General features: G+C 63.2%; 13 protein-coding genes and 1 pseudogene. 7 read left to right on the top strand and 7 right to left on the bottom strand.

The window, feature by feature from the left end:
• Window position 1: 1 nt before the first annotated feature.
• Entirely contained in the window at window positions 2–847 is an 846-nt protein-coding gene (locus ACWPWQ_RS04185; protein WP_454009074.1) for a helix-turn-helix domain-containing protein, read from the top strand.
• Here the strand turns inward: ACWPWQ_RS04185 and ACWPWQ_RS04180 are convergent.
• Window positions 826–1,390: pseudogene (locus ACWPWQ_RS04180) on the bottom strand (LysE family translocator). The gene ACWPWQ_RS04185 and the pseudogene ACWPWQ_RS04180 overlap by 22 nt on opposite strands.
• Window positions 1,391–1,581: 191 nt before the next feature.
• Here ACWPWQ_RS04180 and glpE point away from each other — a divergent pair.
• The gene (gene glpE, locus ACWPWQ_RS04175) at window positions 1,582–1,905 is read left to right on the top strand and encodes a thiosulfate sulfurtransferase GlpE (RefSeq protein ID WP_404837437.1); all 324 of its coding nucleotides are present in this window, start codon (window positions 1,582–1,584) and stop codon (window positions 1,903–1,905) included.
• A 29-nt stretch (window positions 1,906–1,934) separates the two neighbouring features.
• The gene (glpG, locus tag ACWPWQ_RS04170) at window positions 1,935–2,768 is read left to right on the top strand and encodes a rhomboid family intramembrane serine protease GlpG (RefSeq protein ID WP_202048065.1); all 834 of its coding nucleotides are present in this window, start codon (window positions 1,935–1,937) and stop codon (window positions 2,766–2,768) included.
• A 124-nt stretch (window positions 2,769–2,892) separates the two neighbouring features.
• Here the strand turns inward: glpG and ACWPWQ_RS04165 are convergent, their stop codons facing one another.
• Window positions 2,893–5,310, bottom strand: coding sequence for a VolA/Pla-1 family phospholipase (locus tag ACWPWQ_RS04165; protein WP_454009073.1), 2,418 nt, complete (start codon window positions 5,308–5,310; stop codon window positions 2,893–2,895).
• 301 nt (window positions 5,311–5,611) lie between these two features.
• Here ACWPWQ_RS04165 and ubiK point away from each other — a divergent pair, with 301 nt between their 5' ends.
• Window positions 5,612–5,869, top strand: coding sequence for a ubiquinone biosynthesis accessory factor UbiK (gene ubiK, locus ACWPWQ_RS04160; RefSeq protein ID WP_010672374.1), 258 nt, complete (start codon window positions 5,612–5,614; stop codon window positions 5,867–5,869).
• A 180-nt stretch (window positions 5,870–6,049) separates the two neighbouring features.
• Here ubiK and fre read toward each other — a convergent pair whose 3' ends face one another.
• The 5 genes from fre to trxA all read right to left on the bottom strand — a co-directional run bounded on the left by fre (window position 6,050) and on the right by trxA (window position 11,317).
• Window positions 6,050–6,748: an NAD(P)H-flavin reductase gene (fre, locus tag ACWPWQ_RS04155; RefSeq protein WP_042648685.1), complete on the bottom strand. Its 699-nt coding sequence runs from the start codon at window positions 6,746–6,748 to the stop codon at window positions 6,050–6,052.
• Window positions 6,749–6,903: 155 nt separating this feature from the next.
• Window positions 6,904–8,373 carry a 4-hydroxy-3-polyprenylbenzoate decarboxylase gene (gene ubiD / locus ACWPWQ_RS04150; protein ID WP_025328827.1) on the bottom strand — a complete coding sequence of 490 codons (1,470 nt, stop codon included), beginning with the start codon at window positions 8,371–8,373 and terminating at the stop codon, window positions 6,904–6,906.
• 33 nt (window positions 8,374–8,406) lie between these two features.
• Window positions 8,407–9,411: a hypothetical protein gene (locus ACWPWQ_RS04145; protein ID WP_454009072.1), complete on the bottom strand. Its 1,005-nt coding sequence runs from the start codon at window positions 9,409–9,411 to the stop codon at window positions 8,407–8,409.
• Window positions 9,412–9,518: 107 nt separating this feature from the next.
• Window positions 9,519–10,784, bottom strand: a complete 1,266-nt coding sequence (gene rho / locus ACWPWQ_RS04140; protein WP_010672370.1) for a transcription termination factor Rho — start codon at window positions 10,782–10,784, stop codon at window positions 9,519–9,521.
• A 206-nt stretch (window positions 10,785–10,990) separates the two neighbouring features.
• Window positions 10,991–11,317 carry a thioredoxin TrxA gene (gene trxA, locus ACWPWQ_RS04135; RefSeq protein WP_025328829.1) on the bottom strand — a complete coding sequence of 109 codons (327 nt, stop codon included), beginning with the start codon at window positions 11,315–11,317 and terminating at the stop codon, window positions 10,991–10,993.
• A 113-nt stretch (window positions 11,318–11,430) separates the two neighbouring features.
• Here trxA and rhlB point away from each other — a divergent pair, with 113 nt between their 5' ends.
• The 3 genes from rhlB to ACWPWQ_RS04120 all read left to right on the top strand — a co-directional run bounded on the left by rhlB (window position 11,431) and on the right by ACWPWQ_RS04120 (window position 15,413).
• Window positions 11,431–12,720: an ATP-dependent RNA helicase RhlB gene (gene rhlB, locus ACWPWQ_RS04130; protein WP_025328830.1), complete on the top strand. Its 1,290-nt coding sequence runs from the start codon at window positions 11,431–11,433 to the stop codon at window positions 12,718–12,720.
• A gap of 13 nt (window positions 12,721–12,733) precedes the next feature.
• Complete coding sequence (gppA, locus tag ACWPWQ_RS04125) at window positions 12,734–14,224, top strand: guanosine-5'-triphosphate,3'-diphosphate diphosphatase (protein ID WP_454009071.1); 1,491 nt, start codon at window positions 12,734–12,736, stop codon at window positions 14,222–14,224.
• Window positions 14,225–14,426: 202 nt separating this feature from the next.
• Window positions 14,427–15,413 carry a DUF4382 domain-containing protein gene (locus ACWPWQ_RS04120; RefSeq protein ID WP_202048052.1) on the top strand — a complete coding sequence of 329 codons (987 nt, stop codon included), beginning with the start codon at window positions 14,427–14,429 and terminating at the stop codon, window positions 15,411–15,413.
• Window positions 15,414–15,432: the final 19 nt, after the last annotated feature.

Here is a 15,432-nt window from a genome sequence, read left to right as displayed (position 1 = left end):
CATGAGCAGGGCAGAGGCAGGGCCGGACAGACACAGCTTCTGGCACGATCCTGCCCTGCCCTTCATCGAGGCGCGGGCGGTGCAGGATGGCCGCCACGTCTGCTACGACAAGCACAGCCACCCCCACTTCTCCATCGGCGCCATCACCGGCGGCCACAGTCACTACCTCAACCAGCGCAGCCTGCAAGAGGTCGGCCCGGGTTCCCTGGTGCTGATGAACCCGGAAGAGGTGCACGCCTGCAATCCCATCGCGGACCAGCCCTGGTCCTATCTGATGTTCTACCTCGATACCGACTGGCTGCGCAGCCAGCAGGAGGAGGCGGGCCTCGGCAGCGAATTCAGGCCCTTCGACATGACGGCGAGCCGGGATCCCCTGCTCTACCAGGGCTTGCGGCACCTCCATCACCAGCTGGTAGAGGCGTCGGATCCCCTGGCCCGCGAGGTGGCCTGCCACCTGTTCAGTCGCCAGTTGCTGGCCAGGCTCACCCCGGCCAGGTGGGACGATCGCCCACCCCGGCACCTGCAACGGGCCGCCGAGCTGATGCAGGACGACAGCGCCAGCCCCCTCAGCCTGTCACAGCTGAGCGCCGTGGCCGGGCTCACCCCCTCCCACTTCGTGCGCGCCTTCAGCCACCATTACGGCATGACCCCTCACGCCTATCTGCTGGATAGACGGATCCGCCACGCCCGCACCCTGCTCAGGCAGGGGCAACCCCTGGCCGAGGTCGCCCTGGCCAGCGGCTTCGCGGATCAGGCGCACTTCCAGCGCCAGTTCAAGCGCCGGGTCGCCACCACCCCGGGCCAGTACAGGACCCAGCTCGCCCGTCAGGCTGAACGCACCAGATAGGCGGCGCTGAGCAGCAACAAGAGCGCCATGGCCCGGTTGAACCAGCGCAACCGGCGAGGCACGAGCAGCAGCCCCTGCATGCAACTGCCGGCATAGGCCCAGCAGGCGATGGAGCCGAGGCAGATCACCAGATAGATAGAAGTAAACACGGGCTACCTCCCCGCCCGCGACACCGCAGGCTCCCATCCCAAGGCTGGCGGCGGGCCGGGCCTTGGGATTGAGCCACTGCATCAGGGCCCCGTACCAGAAGGCGGGGGGCGCCCCCTCGACCCGCTCCAGCTGCCCCCTGTCCACCAGCAGTTGCCAGGCCATGTAACAGAGAAAGATCACGCCGCCCCAGTGGATGGCGCCCGCCGCCACCGGCCAGCGGGACAGGGCCCCCCCGAGGCCCAGCCCCATCAGCAGGAGCAGCAGGATGAAGCCCAGGGTCGCCCCCACCACGTGGCGCAGGCTGGCCGGAAAGCCATAACGGGCGCCGGTGCCGAGGGCGACCAGGTTGACCGGACCGGGGGAGATGGACATGGCCAGGGCAAACCCGGACATGGACAACAACAGACTGATTTCCATGGATGATGCTCACGCAAAGGATTGAGCCACCAGCCTATCCGGCCCGCCCAAGCCGGTATTGAAGGAAATTGCGATCCCGCGGCACATGGCAAGGCACATTGCGGACTTAGCGCAAGCCACGGCTTGCGGTAAACTGGCCCTCAATCCTCCATTTTCAGGACATCTCAATGGACCAGTTTGCCCATATCAGCGCCCATGATGCCCACCAGAAGCTGAGCGCAGGCGAAGCCCGTCTCGTGGACATTCGCGATCCCCAATCCTTCGAGACGGCCCACGCGGTCGGCGCCTTCCACCTCACCAACGGTTCCCTGGTTCGCTTCATGAACGAGGTGGACTTCGACACGCCGGTCATAGTGATGTGCTATCACGGCAACAGCAGCCAGGGAGCGGCCCAGTATCTGCTGCAACAGGGCTATGACGCCGTCTACAGCCTGGACGGCGGCTTCGAGGCCTGGCGCAGGGAGTTCCCGATCCAGGCAGGCGACGCATGACAGGGACGGGCCACTCCTCCCCGGCCGGTATGATCCAGCTGCTGGTGCTGGGCGACGCCCGCATGGCCCAGGCGCTGGTGGATTACCTCGCCACCCTGGGCATCTCGTGCGAGCTGACCCAGTCCGAGCTCGGCGTCTCCGTCTGGCTGGCGGACGAGCAGCGCCTCGCCCAGGCCCAGCAGGAGGTGAAGCGCTTCCTCGCCGAGCCCAATCACCCCCGCTACATGGAGGCCTCCTGGCAATCCGGCCGGGCGGATGCCCGTATCGACTACAGCAAGGGGATGACGGATCCGGTCACCGACTTCCTCCATCAGGCGGGCCCCCTGACCCTGGTGGTCATCATCGCCTGCCTGGCCATCTATGCCCTGGATGCCATAGGCCTGCCCATCTTCGACGAGCTGGCGTTCCACCCGACCCTGGCCCAGTTCACCGACTGGCAGGCCTGGCGCTACGTCACCCCGGCCTTTATCCACTTCTCGGTGCTGCACCTGGTGTTCAACCTGCTGTGGTGGTGGTATCTCGGCGGCCAGATCGAGCAGCGGCTCGGCAGCGGCAAGCTGTTTATCCTGCTGCTGGTCGGGGCCGCGCTGCCCAATATCGCCGAGTTTTTCGTGAGCGGTCCGCGCTTTGGCGGCCTCTCCGGGGTGGTCTATGCCCTGCTCGGCTACAGCTGGATGCGTGCCAGATTGCAGCCCGCCTGCGGCCTCACCATGCCACCGGCACTGATGGGCTTCATGCTGATCTGGCTGGTGCTCGGCTTCTTCGACATGCTAGGCACCCCCACTGCCAACATGGCCCATCTGGTCGGTCTGCTGGTCGGCCTGGCGCAAGGCTGGCTGGACAGGCACCACAGGCCCGCCTGAGTTGTTGTAGTCATCGAGGCGGCTGCAATCTGCTCGGCAGCCGCCAGCCAGATGGCCGGCCCGACCCGAGTCGTAGAAACGAAAACGCCGCCCCCAGGGGCGGCGTTTTTATTGGTCGGCCGGCTTACTGCTTGAGCAGGCTGGCGTCGGTCACCTTGACCGCGGTGCCACCGCTCGCGAAGAAGCTGCCGAACTGGGTCTGCATCTCTGTGGTGACGGCGCCGGTCGGATCGAAGTTCTCGTCCGGTGCCAGCAGCGAGCTGTGACCACCCGCCACGAAGCGGGTGGCGTGGTGGTTGGCCGCGCCGGTCGCGCTCAGGGGTTGCAGGGCCAATACCTTGAACAGCGGCTCGGTGCCACCCAGAGGGGCGGTAGCAATGCTGTTCGGGATCACCCGATCCGACAGGCTCAGGGCGCCGTCCCCGACGACTTCAGTGGCAAACAGCGGGAAGTCCGCCGCTATGCCGCGACCCAGGTTGATCGGATCAGCCGAGTCCAGTACCGACTGGGCTGCGAAGCTGTAGCTCTGCAGGGTACCGGCTGCGGTGGCCTGGGTGGCGGCGTCCTGGCTCGGCAGGAACTCGTTGACGAAGCAGGTCGGCACCGCCGTCTTGCAGTTAGGCGCATAGGCGGTGAAGGCCGCCTTCAGGGCCGCACTGCCAGCGGTCAGCACGCTCATCTGGATGGTCGGGCCGAAGGTCGGCGAGTTCAGCAGCAGCGGCGCTATGCCGCCACCCGGCATGGCCAGACCGCCGGTGTCGAACTTGAACAGGGCATCGGCCTGGGGATTGCCAACGGACTGGTTGGCCACCGCCAGCAGGTTGGCCCCCGCGATGGCGCCCAGGGAGTGACCCAGGAAGTGCACCTTGAGGCTGCCCGCCGTGCCGATGGCGCCCTTGGCATTGGCCAACCCCACCGCCAGACGCAGGCCCAGCAGATCCGCCACGCTCTGTTTCAGGTTGTCACGGGCCACCGTCAGGTAGCTCAGGTTCAGGTAGGGGGTCGGGTTCTCGGAGGTGGTCACCGAGTCCATGCTGCCGGTCAGGGCGAAGCCGCGCTCACCGTGCAGCGGATGATCGATCACCACCACGGCCACGTTCTTGCTCGCCTGGGCGCCGGCGCCGATCTGACCAAGGGCCAGGGCGTAGGCGTTCTCCTTCACCGAGGTGACGCCGTGCTGATAGATGATCACGTCGGTGATGGCTGTCAGCGGCGCGGCGGCGAAGATCCGCATCGGGACGGACTGCACCTCTTCCAGCTTGGGCAGCGGGTTGAAGCGGCCTATGTTCATCTCGGGATCCAGCGCCTTGCCGCCGGAGGTGAGGGTCACCCCGATCAGCTTGCTCGCTTCCGCCAGCAGCTCGGCCTGACGGCTCGGATCGGCGATGAGTTCGCCCAGCAGGGCCGGATCCACACCGGCGCCCACCAGGCCGCCGATCACCTCGGCATCCTGTGCCTTCAGCGCATTGGCGATGGAATAGAGGCTGGGGATGGCGCCGTGCCAGGACTGGGTCCTGGCCTTGTCCCAGGAGCCGGCGGTGGCCGGAGAGGAGAGGAAGTAGGGCAGCTTGACGGTGCCGCTATAAACCTTGGCTGCCTGCGCCAGGCCGTTGAGCGGGGTGCCTGGGCCAAAGGCGGCAGCAATGGCATCCTTCTGCTCCTGAGGCAGGAAGGGCTCGGCGTCCAGCTGGGTCAGGAAGGCGGCGTTTGCCGTCACCCCCAAGGTGTAGGTGCCGGGCAGGCTGCTGTTGCCCAGGGCATCCTGCTTCCACAGGGCGGCAGCGTCCAGGGTCGGGCTCTTGAGCACGGAAGCGGCCGCACCCTTCACCGCCACCAGCACGTCGGCACCGGACTGGGTACCGAACCAGTCGGAGAAGATCACGTGGTCGCTGGTGATGCCGGTGGCAGCCTTGAACAGCCCTTCCTGCAGCGCGATCAGGCCGCTGATGGTCTGCTCCTGGGCATTGCTGCCGGTGCTGGTCTTGTAGTTGCTGTAGTCGCTACCCGGTCGCAGGGGGTTGCCGCTGCTGTCCTTGAGCGAATCGGTCGCCACTATCATGTAGTAGGAAGCGGGATTGAGCGGCTTGAGCGGCACCAGGTTCAGCTTGCCCGCCGACTCGGCGACCACGAAATCCACCCCGTAGGCCAGCACCTTCTTCACGCCACTCGGGCGCAGGGCGGCGCTGTCGAACTCCAGCTCCAGCAGGTAGAGCGGGGCCACCGAGGCACCGAATTCGGCGGCGGACGGCGCCTTGACCGTGATGCCTGAGGCCGTCACGGGCACTATCTGGATCGCCTGGGTAGTGGACCAGCCATCCAGGGTGGAGAGGGCGGAGACTGGATTGGAGAGATCGGCCGTTTCGGTCGAGAACTTCAGGGTGCCGTCACTGGCACGGGCGGCCAGGGCGCTGGGGCGCGCCGCATTGGTGCCGCTCAGCAGATAATCGAGATAGCTTGAGGTATCGCCTTTGTTATCGTCACTGCCACCACAACCGCTCAGCAGCGCACTGACGACGGCCGCGTAAATTAGCTTCTTTTTCATATCCTTATCTCTTTTATGTTGTTATCCATGATGAGCCTGACGGGGTAGGGTCCAAACCCGACCGAGTCATATTAACAGCAACGCAACAATTAATAAGCCTCTGGTCGGTCATCTGATCTGATTTTTTTGTGTACAGCATCAAGGAATTGGAATTGATCCCCGGCGAAAGAGGGTAGCAGCCTTCCCCTTATCACCAGACCCGACCAGAGCCTTTCCGCGCCAGTGGCGCAAAAAGCCACCCCGATCTCGGCAAAGGGGGGGATTTGTCGGTAGAATGGCGCCATTGCTTAAGGAGAACCCCATGATCGACCCGAAAAAACTGGAAGAGATCGCCAAACAGATACACAACGCCCTGCCGCCCGGCATTCGCAGCATGGGTGAAGAGGTGGAGAAGAAGACCCGTCAGGTGCTGCAGGCCCAGCTGAACAAGCTGGATCTGGTGAGCCGCGAAGAGTTTGACGTGCAGACCAAGGTGCTGCTGCGCACCCGGGAGAAGCTGACCGCCCTCGAGGCCAAGCTGGCCCAGCTGGAACAGCAGCTCGCCGCCAAGGGCGAGTAATCCGGCGCTACGTCCCGTCGGTACATAAGACAAACCCCAGCCAGGCTGGGGTTTGTTGTTTCTGATGCCCGAGGGGGATGGGCCGATACGGGCTGGCGAACCAAGTTGCTCACCCCCTCATCCCCCCTTCTCCCGCGAAAGGAGCAAGGCGCGGATAGGCGTTCCTCGGGAAGACAGTGATCAGATAAATTCGTAGGCGTCGCCGAAGATGCGCTCGGGCTCGGCACCCAGCACCTTGAACTCCTCGCGGGCGGCACCCGCCATCTCGAAGCGACCGGCCACATAGATGTCGTAGTCATGCAGGCTGACGAAGTCATCCATGATGGCCTTGTGCACCAGGCCGGTCTTGCCGGTCCAGTCCGCTTGTGGCTCCTGCACCACGGGGATGAAGGTGAGCGGCGCATAGTCGCGCTCCCACTGCTGCATCTGCCCCTGCTCATAGAGCCAGTGCGCCTGGCGCACGCCCCAGTAGAGGAACACCGGGCGCTTGCTGCCGGTATCGATCAGATACTCCAGGATGGCGCGGGCGTAGGAGAAGCCGGTACCGCCCGCCATCAGGATCAGGGGGCGCGGTGATTCGTCGCGCAGGAAGGCCTTGCCCGCCGCCAGCTCGATCTCGATCTCCCCCTGCTCGCGCATGCGGGCCAGCACCTGACCGGCGTAGGCGTTTTCCGGGGTGGCACCGATCTGCAGCTCCAGCACACCGGAGCGGGTCGGCGAGTTGGCGATGGAGAAGGGGCGCTTGTCCGAATCGCTCATCACCACCAGCAGATACTGGCCAGGCTTGAAGCTCACCGCTTGCTGTGGCGTCAGGGCCACGTGCCAGATGGTGTCGACATATTCGCGCAGTTCCTCTACGCGGCACTTGATACGTTGCATTCTTGTCCTTGTGAGGGGCCTGCCCGGCCCGCTTCGCTCATGGTTTCACTGTTTTTATGGCGACCAGTTGGTGGTCAAGTCAGTCGAGCATACCCAATTCGGCACGGCAATACCGCACTTTTGCGTCGGTATGGCCGCCAGCCCGGGTGGGTCGCTCAGTCGAGGATCTTCAACTCGTCCCAGATCCCGTCGATCTTCTGCTTCACCGCCTCGTCCTGGACTATGGGCTGACCCCACTCCCGGTTGCTCTCCCCCGGCCACTTGTTGGTGGCATCCAGCCCCATCTTGGAGCCTAGCCCCGAGACCGGCGAGGCGAAGTCGAGGTAGTCGATGGGGGTGTGCTCGATCAGGGTGGTGTCCCGCGCCGGGTCCATCCGGGTGGTGATGGCCCAGATCACGTCCTTCCAGTCCCGGGCGTTGATGTCGTCGTCGCAGACGATCACGAACTTGGTGTACATGAACTGGCGCAGGAAGGACCAGACCCCCAGCATCACCCGCTTGGCATGGCCGGGATAACGCTTCTTGATGGTCACCACCGCCATCCGGTAGGAGCAGCCTTCCGGCGGCAGGTAGAAGTCCACGATTTCGGGGAACTGCTTCTGCAGCAGCGGCACGAACACCTCGTTCAATGCCACTCCGAGCACGGCAGGCTCATCGGGCGGACGGCCGGTGTAGGTGCTGTGATAGATGGCATCACGGCGCATGGTCATGTGGGTGATGGTGAACACCGGGAACTCGTCCACCTCGTTGTAGTAGCCGGTGTGATCCCCGTAGGGGCCCTCGGGCGCCATCTCCCCCGGCTCCAGATAGCCTTCCAGCACGATTTCGGCGCTGGCGGGCACCTCCAGATCGCAGCTCAGGGCCTTCACCACCTCGGTGCGGCTACCCCGCAGCAGGCCGGCGAAGGCGTATTCGGAGAGACTGTCCGGCACCGGCGTCACAGCGCCGAGTATGGTCGCAGGATCGGCGCCGAGCGCCACCGCCACCGGGAAACGCTCACCCGGGTGGGCCTCCTGCCACTCGCGAAAATCGATGGCACCGCCGCGGTGATCCAGCCAGCGCATGATCAGCTTGTTCTTGCCGATCTTCTGCTGGCGGTAGATGCCGAGGTTCTGGCGCTTCTTGTAGGGGCCACGGGTGATGGTCAGCCCCCAGGTCACCAGGGGCGCCACATCGCCGGGCCAGCAGTGCTGGATCGGGATCTGGTCCAGATCTACCGCATCCCCCTCCAGCACCACCTGCTGGCAGGGGGCGGAGGAGAGCCGCTTGGTCGGCATGTTGAGCACCTGCTTGAAGATGGGCAGCTTCTCCATCAGCTCCTTGAGGCCGCGGGGCGGCTCTGGCTCTTTCAGGTAGGAGAGCCAGACCCCGACCTGGCGCAGGGCACCGACATTGGGTTGGCCCATGCCCATGGCGACCCGATCCGGGGTGCCGAACAGGTTGGTCAGCACCGGCATGGAATAGCCTTTGGGATTCTCGAACAGCAGGGCCGGGCCGCCCGCACGCAGGGTGCGGTCGCTGATCTCGGTCATCTCCAGATAGGGGTCTATCTCGCGGCTGATCCGCTTGAGCTGTCCAGTTTGTTCCAGCTGCGCGATGAAATCACGCAAGTCCTTGTATTTCATGCAGGTACCCTAGCGGGGTCAGGAGGTTCCGCATTATAACCCTGGCCGCGCATCCGGTGTACCCGTATCGGGCAGCATGATGGACGAGGCGTGACGCCGCTCCTGCCGGGTGAGCCTGTCCGCCAGCTGGCCCAGCAGCCTGGGCTCGTCCATCTGCAGCAAGAGACCGGCCACCAGGCCGCCATACTGGTGCTTGCCGAGCTCCGCCAGCAGATACTGCTGGGCACCGTCCGGCAGCGGCGAGAGCTGGCTGAGCTGCTGCAGGGCGGGGATCATCAGCCGCCCGTTGCGGCTGGCGGCGATCAGCAGATCGCTCGCCTCCTGGCCGGTATGGAAGCGGGTAATGGAGTGCAGGGCCGCCAGGCTGTCGTGATCCACAGGCTGGCGCCACAGCTTCAGGTAGAGCGCGGTGTCGCCCGTCCGTTCGATGAGGTGCAGCAGCAACTGGTTGTCAGGCAGGAAGAGATTGAGGGAGGCTAGCCGGTCGGCCTCGCGTCGCAGCACTGGGGCGGGCTGGTCATCGAGCACGGCCAGCAGCGCCTGTTGCTGCCGGGCCAGCTCAGGGTTGCGGCTGTAGTAGAGCTGCTTGTAGTCGAAGCTGTTCTGCTCCAGCAGTTGGCGGTAGTTATCCTGCCAGGCCAGTTGCTGCCAGTGGTTGAGCACCAGCCGGGCCTCGGCGGCAAAATCATAGGCTGGCAGCTGCACCAGGAAACCGTCCACCTCCCCCTCCACCAGCCATTGCGGCGCCTTGGCGGCCTGCTCCCGTACCCAGGCCAGCAGGGCGGGGCTGGGGGCGGCCGATGACTTGAGCCCGCTCAGCAGCTGATGCAGCAAATACTCCCGCTGCCCCACCGACAGGGTCTCGAGCAGCGAGTCCATGGCATCAAACTGCCCAAATGCCATGCGGCTATCCAGGTACGCCCGGTGCCCCTCCAATCCCTCGTCCGCCACCAGAGGTGCCTGCAGCTGCGGCGGGGTATCGGCATGCACAGGGGCAGCCAGCATCCAGCAGAGTCCGATGAGAAATACCAGCTTCATGACGTCCCTTTCCTTGTGACATCGAGGCTACATACTACTAAGCCAGCCGTGAAATAGATAAACAAAAACCGCGACCTGGGCCGCGGTTCTGTCATTCCAAGATGCAGTTATTTCTGCTGACGCTTCATGGAGTCGAAGAATTCGTCGTTGGTCTTGGTGGCTGCCAGCTTGTCGATGAGGAACTCGATGCTGTCGATCTCGCCCATGGGGTGAATGATCTTGCGCAGTATCCACATCTTCTGCAGCTCGTCCGGCGCGGTCAGCAGCTCTTCCTTGCGGGTGCCGGAGCGGGTGATGTCGATGGCCGGGTAGACGCGCTTCTCGGCAATCTTGCGCGAGAGGTGCAGTTCCATGTTGCCGGTACCCTTGAACTCTTCGTAGATGACTTCATCCATCTTGGAGCCGGTGTCGATCAGCGCGGTGGCGATGATGGTCAGGCTGCCGCCTTCCTCGACGTTACGGGCCGCACCGAAGAAGCGCTTCGGACGATGCAGGGCGTTGGCATCCACACCACCGGTTAGCACCTTGCCCGATGACGGGATGACGGTGTTGTAGGCGCGCGCCAGACGGGTGATGGAGTCCAGCAGGATCACCACGTCCTTCTTGTGCTCGACCAGGCGCTTGGCCTTCTCGATCACCATCTCGGCAACCTGGACGTGACGGGAGGCAGGCTCGTCGAAGGTGGAAGCGATCACTTCACCCTTCACCATGCGCTGCATCTCGGTCACTTCTTCCGGGCGCTCGTCGATCAGCAGAACGATCAGTTCGCAGTCCGGGTGGTTGTAGGCGATGCTCTGGGCGATGTTCTGCAGCAGCATGGTCTTACCGGCCTTGGGCGGTGCGACGATGAGGCCACGCTGACCTTTACCGATGGGGGACGCCAGATCCAGCACACGGGCGGTGATGTCTTCGGTAGAGCCGTTGCCACGCTCCATGCGCAGACGCTCGTTGGCGTGCAGGGGGGTCAGGTTTTCGAACAGGATCTTGTTGCGGGAGTTTTCCGGACGGTCGTAGTTGACGTCGTTGACCTTGAGCAGGGCGAAGTAGCGTTCACCCTCTTTCGGCGGCCGGATCTTGCCGGAGATGGTATCACCGGTACGCAGGTTGAAGCGGCGGATCTGGCTCGGGGAGACATAGATGTCATCCGGGCCTGCCAGATAGGAGCCGTCTGCGCTGCGCAGGAAGCCAAAGCCGTCGGTCAGGATTTCCAGCACACCGTCGCCAAAGATATCCTCGCCACCCTTGGCGTGCGCCTTGAGGATCGCGAAGATGATGTCTTTCTTGTGCGCCCGAGCCAGATTTTCCAACCCCATGGATTCGCCAAGCTGTACCAGCTCGGACACAGGAGTGTTCTTTAATTCAGTCAGATTCATAGTGGTGAAAGTCTGTAAGCAAGGATTGAAATGAGGAGACAGTCTGCTGGATTGATGCTGATCGGATTTGACTTGCCAGGCTGCTGTTAAGCAAAGAGTCAGGCAAAAAGGTTAGCAAACGAGCGATAAACTAGCACCAATCGGGATGAGCGTCTAGGTGATAAAACACAAGGAGCGCATTATTGCAATGCGCTCCTTCTTGATTATTACAGGTTACCGTCCAGGAACTCTTTCAGCTGAGTCTTGGACAGGGCGCCGACCTTGGTCGCTGCCACTTCGCCATTCTTGAACAGCAAGAGGGTCGGGATACCGCGAATGCCATACTTGGGCGGAGTGTCGGCGTTATGATCGATGTTCAATTTCGCCACTGTCACGCGACCGGCATATTCTTGGGCGACTTCGTTCAGGATCGGGGCAATCATCTTGCACGGACCGCACCATTCAGCCCAGAAATCGACCAGAACGGGGCTGTCGGCTTTGATTACATCGGCCTCGAAGCTGGCATCGCTCAGCTGAACAATCTTGTCACTCATCTCCAACTCCAGTCAGTAATTAAGGCTTTATTGATGGTTCAACAAAGGCAATAGTTGCCCTATTTGAAATGATCCTGTTTATTATTGCAAGCCTAACCTGATAACCTACCGCCATGAGCAAAACACATCTAACGACCGAAAAATTCGCCCAAATGGGCCTCGAACCCGAAGTTCTGGCTGGTCTGGAATCAAAGGGATTTCACTATTGTACGCCCATCCAGGCACTGTCTCTGCCGCTGCTGGTAGAAGGCCATGACCTCGCCGGTCAGGCCCAGACGGGGACCGGCAAGACCCTTGCCTTCCTGGCCGCGACCTTCAACTATCTATTGACCCATCCGCTGACCAGGCCGCGCCTCGTCAATCAGCCCCGCGCCATCATCATGGCCCCGACCCGGGAGCTGGCGGTCCAGATCTACAACGATGCAGAAGGCATGTCCGCCTCCACCGGGCTCAAGCTCGGTCTCGCCTATGGTGGCGAAGGCTATGACAAGCAGCTGGCCGTGCTGGAACAGGGTGTCGACATCCTGATCGGTACCACTGGCCGCATCATCGACTACTTCAAGTCCAAGGTCATCGATCTCGGCAACATCCAGGTGGTGGTGCTGGACGAAGCGGATCGCATGTTCGATCTCGGCTTCATCAAGGACATCCGCTTCCTGTTCCGCCGCATGCCGCCCGCCACCGAGCGTCTGAGCATGCTGTTCTCCGCCACCCTCTCCCTGCGGGTGCAGGAGCTGGCCTACGAGCACATGAACCACCCGGAACACGTGCAGATCGAGCCGGAACAGATGACGGGCGTGCGGATCAAGGAGGAGCTGTTCTACCCCTCCAACGAAGACAAGATGCTGCTGCTGCTCTCCCTGATGGAAGAGGAGTGGCCGGAAAAAGCCATCGTCTTCGCCAACACCAAGCATGTCTGCGAAGACGTGCATGCGTGGCTGGAGAACGACGGCCACCGCGTCGGCCTGCTGACCGGTGACGTGCCGCAGAAGAAGCGGATGAAGATCCTGGAAGACTTCACCAAGGGCACCCTGGACATCCTGGTCGCCACCGACGTGGCCGCCCGTGGTCTGCACATCCCGGACGTGACCCACGTCTTCAACTACGACCTGCCCGACGACGCCGAAGACTATGTACACCGTATCGGTCGTACCGGTCGTGCCGGCAAGAGCGGTCACTCCATCAGCCTGGCCTGTGAAGACTATGCCTTCAACCTGCCGGCCATCGAGGAGTACATCCATCACCCCATCCCGGTCAGCAAGTACGATCGCGACTCCCTGCTGGATGACGTGACCCCCCCGAAACGGGTGTTCCGCAACCGTCAGCCGGTGAACCGCAACATGCGGGATCGCCAGGGTGGTGGCAACAGCAACAACCGCCGTCGTCCGCCACGCAAGAACTGAGGGACGGGCCCAGTTGCACAACTCGCCGCTCTATGCCGCCATCGACCTCGGCTCCAACAGCTTTCACATGCTGGTGGTGCGCGAGGTCGCCGGTGCCCTGCGCACCGTCACCAAGGTCAAGCGCAAGGTTCGCCTCGCCGCCGGTCTCGATCCGGAATTTCGTCTCAGCCGTGCCGCCATGGAGCGGGGCTGGGACTGCCTGCGTCTGTTCTCCGAGCAGTTGCAGGACATTCCGTCCGACAACATCCGGGTGGTGGGTACCGCCACCCTGCGCCTCGCCACCAACGTCGACGAGTTCCTGAGCGAAGCGGAACGGGTGCTCAACCACAGCATCGAGATCATCTCGGGCGAGGAAGAGGCCAAGACCATCTACGAGGGGGTCTCCTGGACCTCTGCCGGGGAAGGCAATCGGCTGGTGATCGACATCGGCGGCGCCAGCACAGAGCTGGTGATAGGCGAACACAGCGAGGCCAAGCTGCTCAACAGCCTGCACATGGGCTGCGTCACCTGGCTCAACAACCACTTCGGTGACGGCGAGCTCTCCGAGGCCCGTTTCCAGCAGGCCATTGCCGCCGCCAGGACGGTGCTGGAGAAGGTGGCGGAAGATTATCGCGCCCTCGGCTGGCGCACCTGTGTCGGCGCCTCCGGCACTGTCCAGGCGCTGCAGGAGATCATGCTGGCGCAAGGGAAGAGCGAGCGGGTCACCCTGCCCAAGCTGCAGGAGCTGATGGGTCAGGCCATCGCCTGTGGCAGGCTGGATCGGCTGCAGCTGGAAGGGCTGGCCGCCGAGCGGCTGACCGTGTTCCCCTCCGGCCTCGCCATTCTGATCGCCATCTTCGAGACCCTGAGCATAGAGAGCATGACGCTGGCGGGTGGTGCCCTGCGAGAGGGCCTGATCTACGGCCTGCTCGGCAACAATCACGACTGTGATGCCCGGGACAGAACCGCCGACAGCCTGATCAGCCGCTATCAGCTCGACAAGGAACACGCCGAGCGGGTACGCGATACCGCCGTCGAGGCGTTCAACCAGCTGCAGCCGGCCTGGCGACTCTCCAAGCGTTACGGTCGCCCGATCTTGCGTTATGCCGCCCTGCTGCACGAGATCGGCCTCTGCATCGAGTACAAGAAGGCGCCGCAACACGCCGCCTACATCATCGACAATATCGACATGCCGGGCTTCACCCCGGCGCAGAAGAAGCTGTTGTCGGCCCTGCTGTTCAACCAGCGGGACGAATTCAAGCTGGACACCCTAGAGAAGCAGGGCGCCGTCACCGGTCGCCAGGCGATCCGGCTGGCCCGCATCCTGCGCATCGCACTGATCCTCTGCATGCGCCGCACCCAGGGCACTGTGCCCAGCTTCACCCTGCAGGCCGAGGAGGAGTCGCTGACCCTGACCCTGCCCAAGGGGTGGATGGACGAACACTACCTGCGCGCCAGCGAGCTGCGGCTCGAGGTGGAACGCCAGCAGAAGATGGGCTGGCCCACCCGGGTGCAGGAAGCCTGATTGGGCGCCACGCGCCCACTCTGCTCCTTTTCCCATCTGTTCCGACAATCTCTTTCGCAGCCAGGTTCGGCACCATTCAAGGCCTTACCTTTGATTTGATTTAACTTTTTATCCAACTACGGATCTCCGTTCCCTCCTGCCATCTAGCCTCTATCGCCAGCTCGGCTAGAGTTGGATTGTCTCTCCCATAGGAACGGAAACCATGAAACATTTGACCCTGATCGGCCTGACCGCCCTGCTGACCGCCTGTGGTGGTGGCAGCGACAGCAATGACAACCCACAGAATGCCCAGATGTCCCTGGCCTTCTCCGACGCCCCGGTGGACTCGGTCAGCAAGGTCTGCATCGCCGTTTCCAACATCAGCATCCATCCCGTCTCGGGCACAGAGCAGGCATGGAGCACCGCCAGCTTCCTGACCTCGGCCCAGGACGATGGCTGCACGCCGGCAGGGGAACTCATCCCCCTCGACAGCGCGGGACACCCCCTGTTCACCTACATCGATCTGCTGCAATACCCGGGCTCCGCCAGCCGTCCCCTGCTGGCCAGCCAGAGCGTGGTACCCGGCGAATACAGCCAGATGCGACTGCGGGTCCTGGATGGCCGGGATGCGGGCAATCAGTTTTTGGACGGCACCCCCTACTCCTACGTCAGGCAGGATGATGGTGTGATCAAGCCGCTGGAAGTGCCCAGCAACGAGCTCAAGCTGGATGCCTTCACCATCGCCGCCAACGGCCTCAGCGCCTTCACCACAGAGTTCGACCTGCGCCACTCCATGGTGTTGCCGGGTCATGAGGAGTATTACAAGCTCAAGCCAAGAGGCGTGCGGCTGGTGAACAACACCGAGGTGGCCACCGTCAAGGGCACAGTGGCCAGCGGGCTCTGTGGTGGCGTTCTGACCGACAAGGCCTTCGTCTACTTCTATGACGAGTTGCGCCCGGTGGGCGACGACGCTTACCCGGACATGGCAGACCTCGACAACGGCTTCTATGCCAGCGCCCCCGTACTGCCCCTGGCTGGTGGTGGCTACGGCTACGAGCTGGGCTTCGTGAACCTCGGCAATTACGACATGACGCTGGTCTGCAACGGCGACGAAGATGATCCGGAACTGGCCGGCGACCCGCTGCAACTGGAGCAGGTGCTGAAGGCTCAGGCGGTAGTGGCCCCCACCACCAGCATCAACTTCCAGTAAGGGGCCAGGGGCTCAGGGG

The organism is Aeromonas sp. Marseille-Q7275, assembly GCF_965119515.1.
This window is presented reverse-complemented; position numbering and strand designations above follow the sequence as displayed.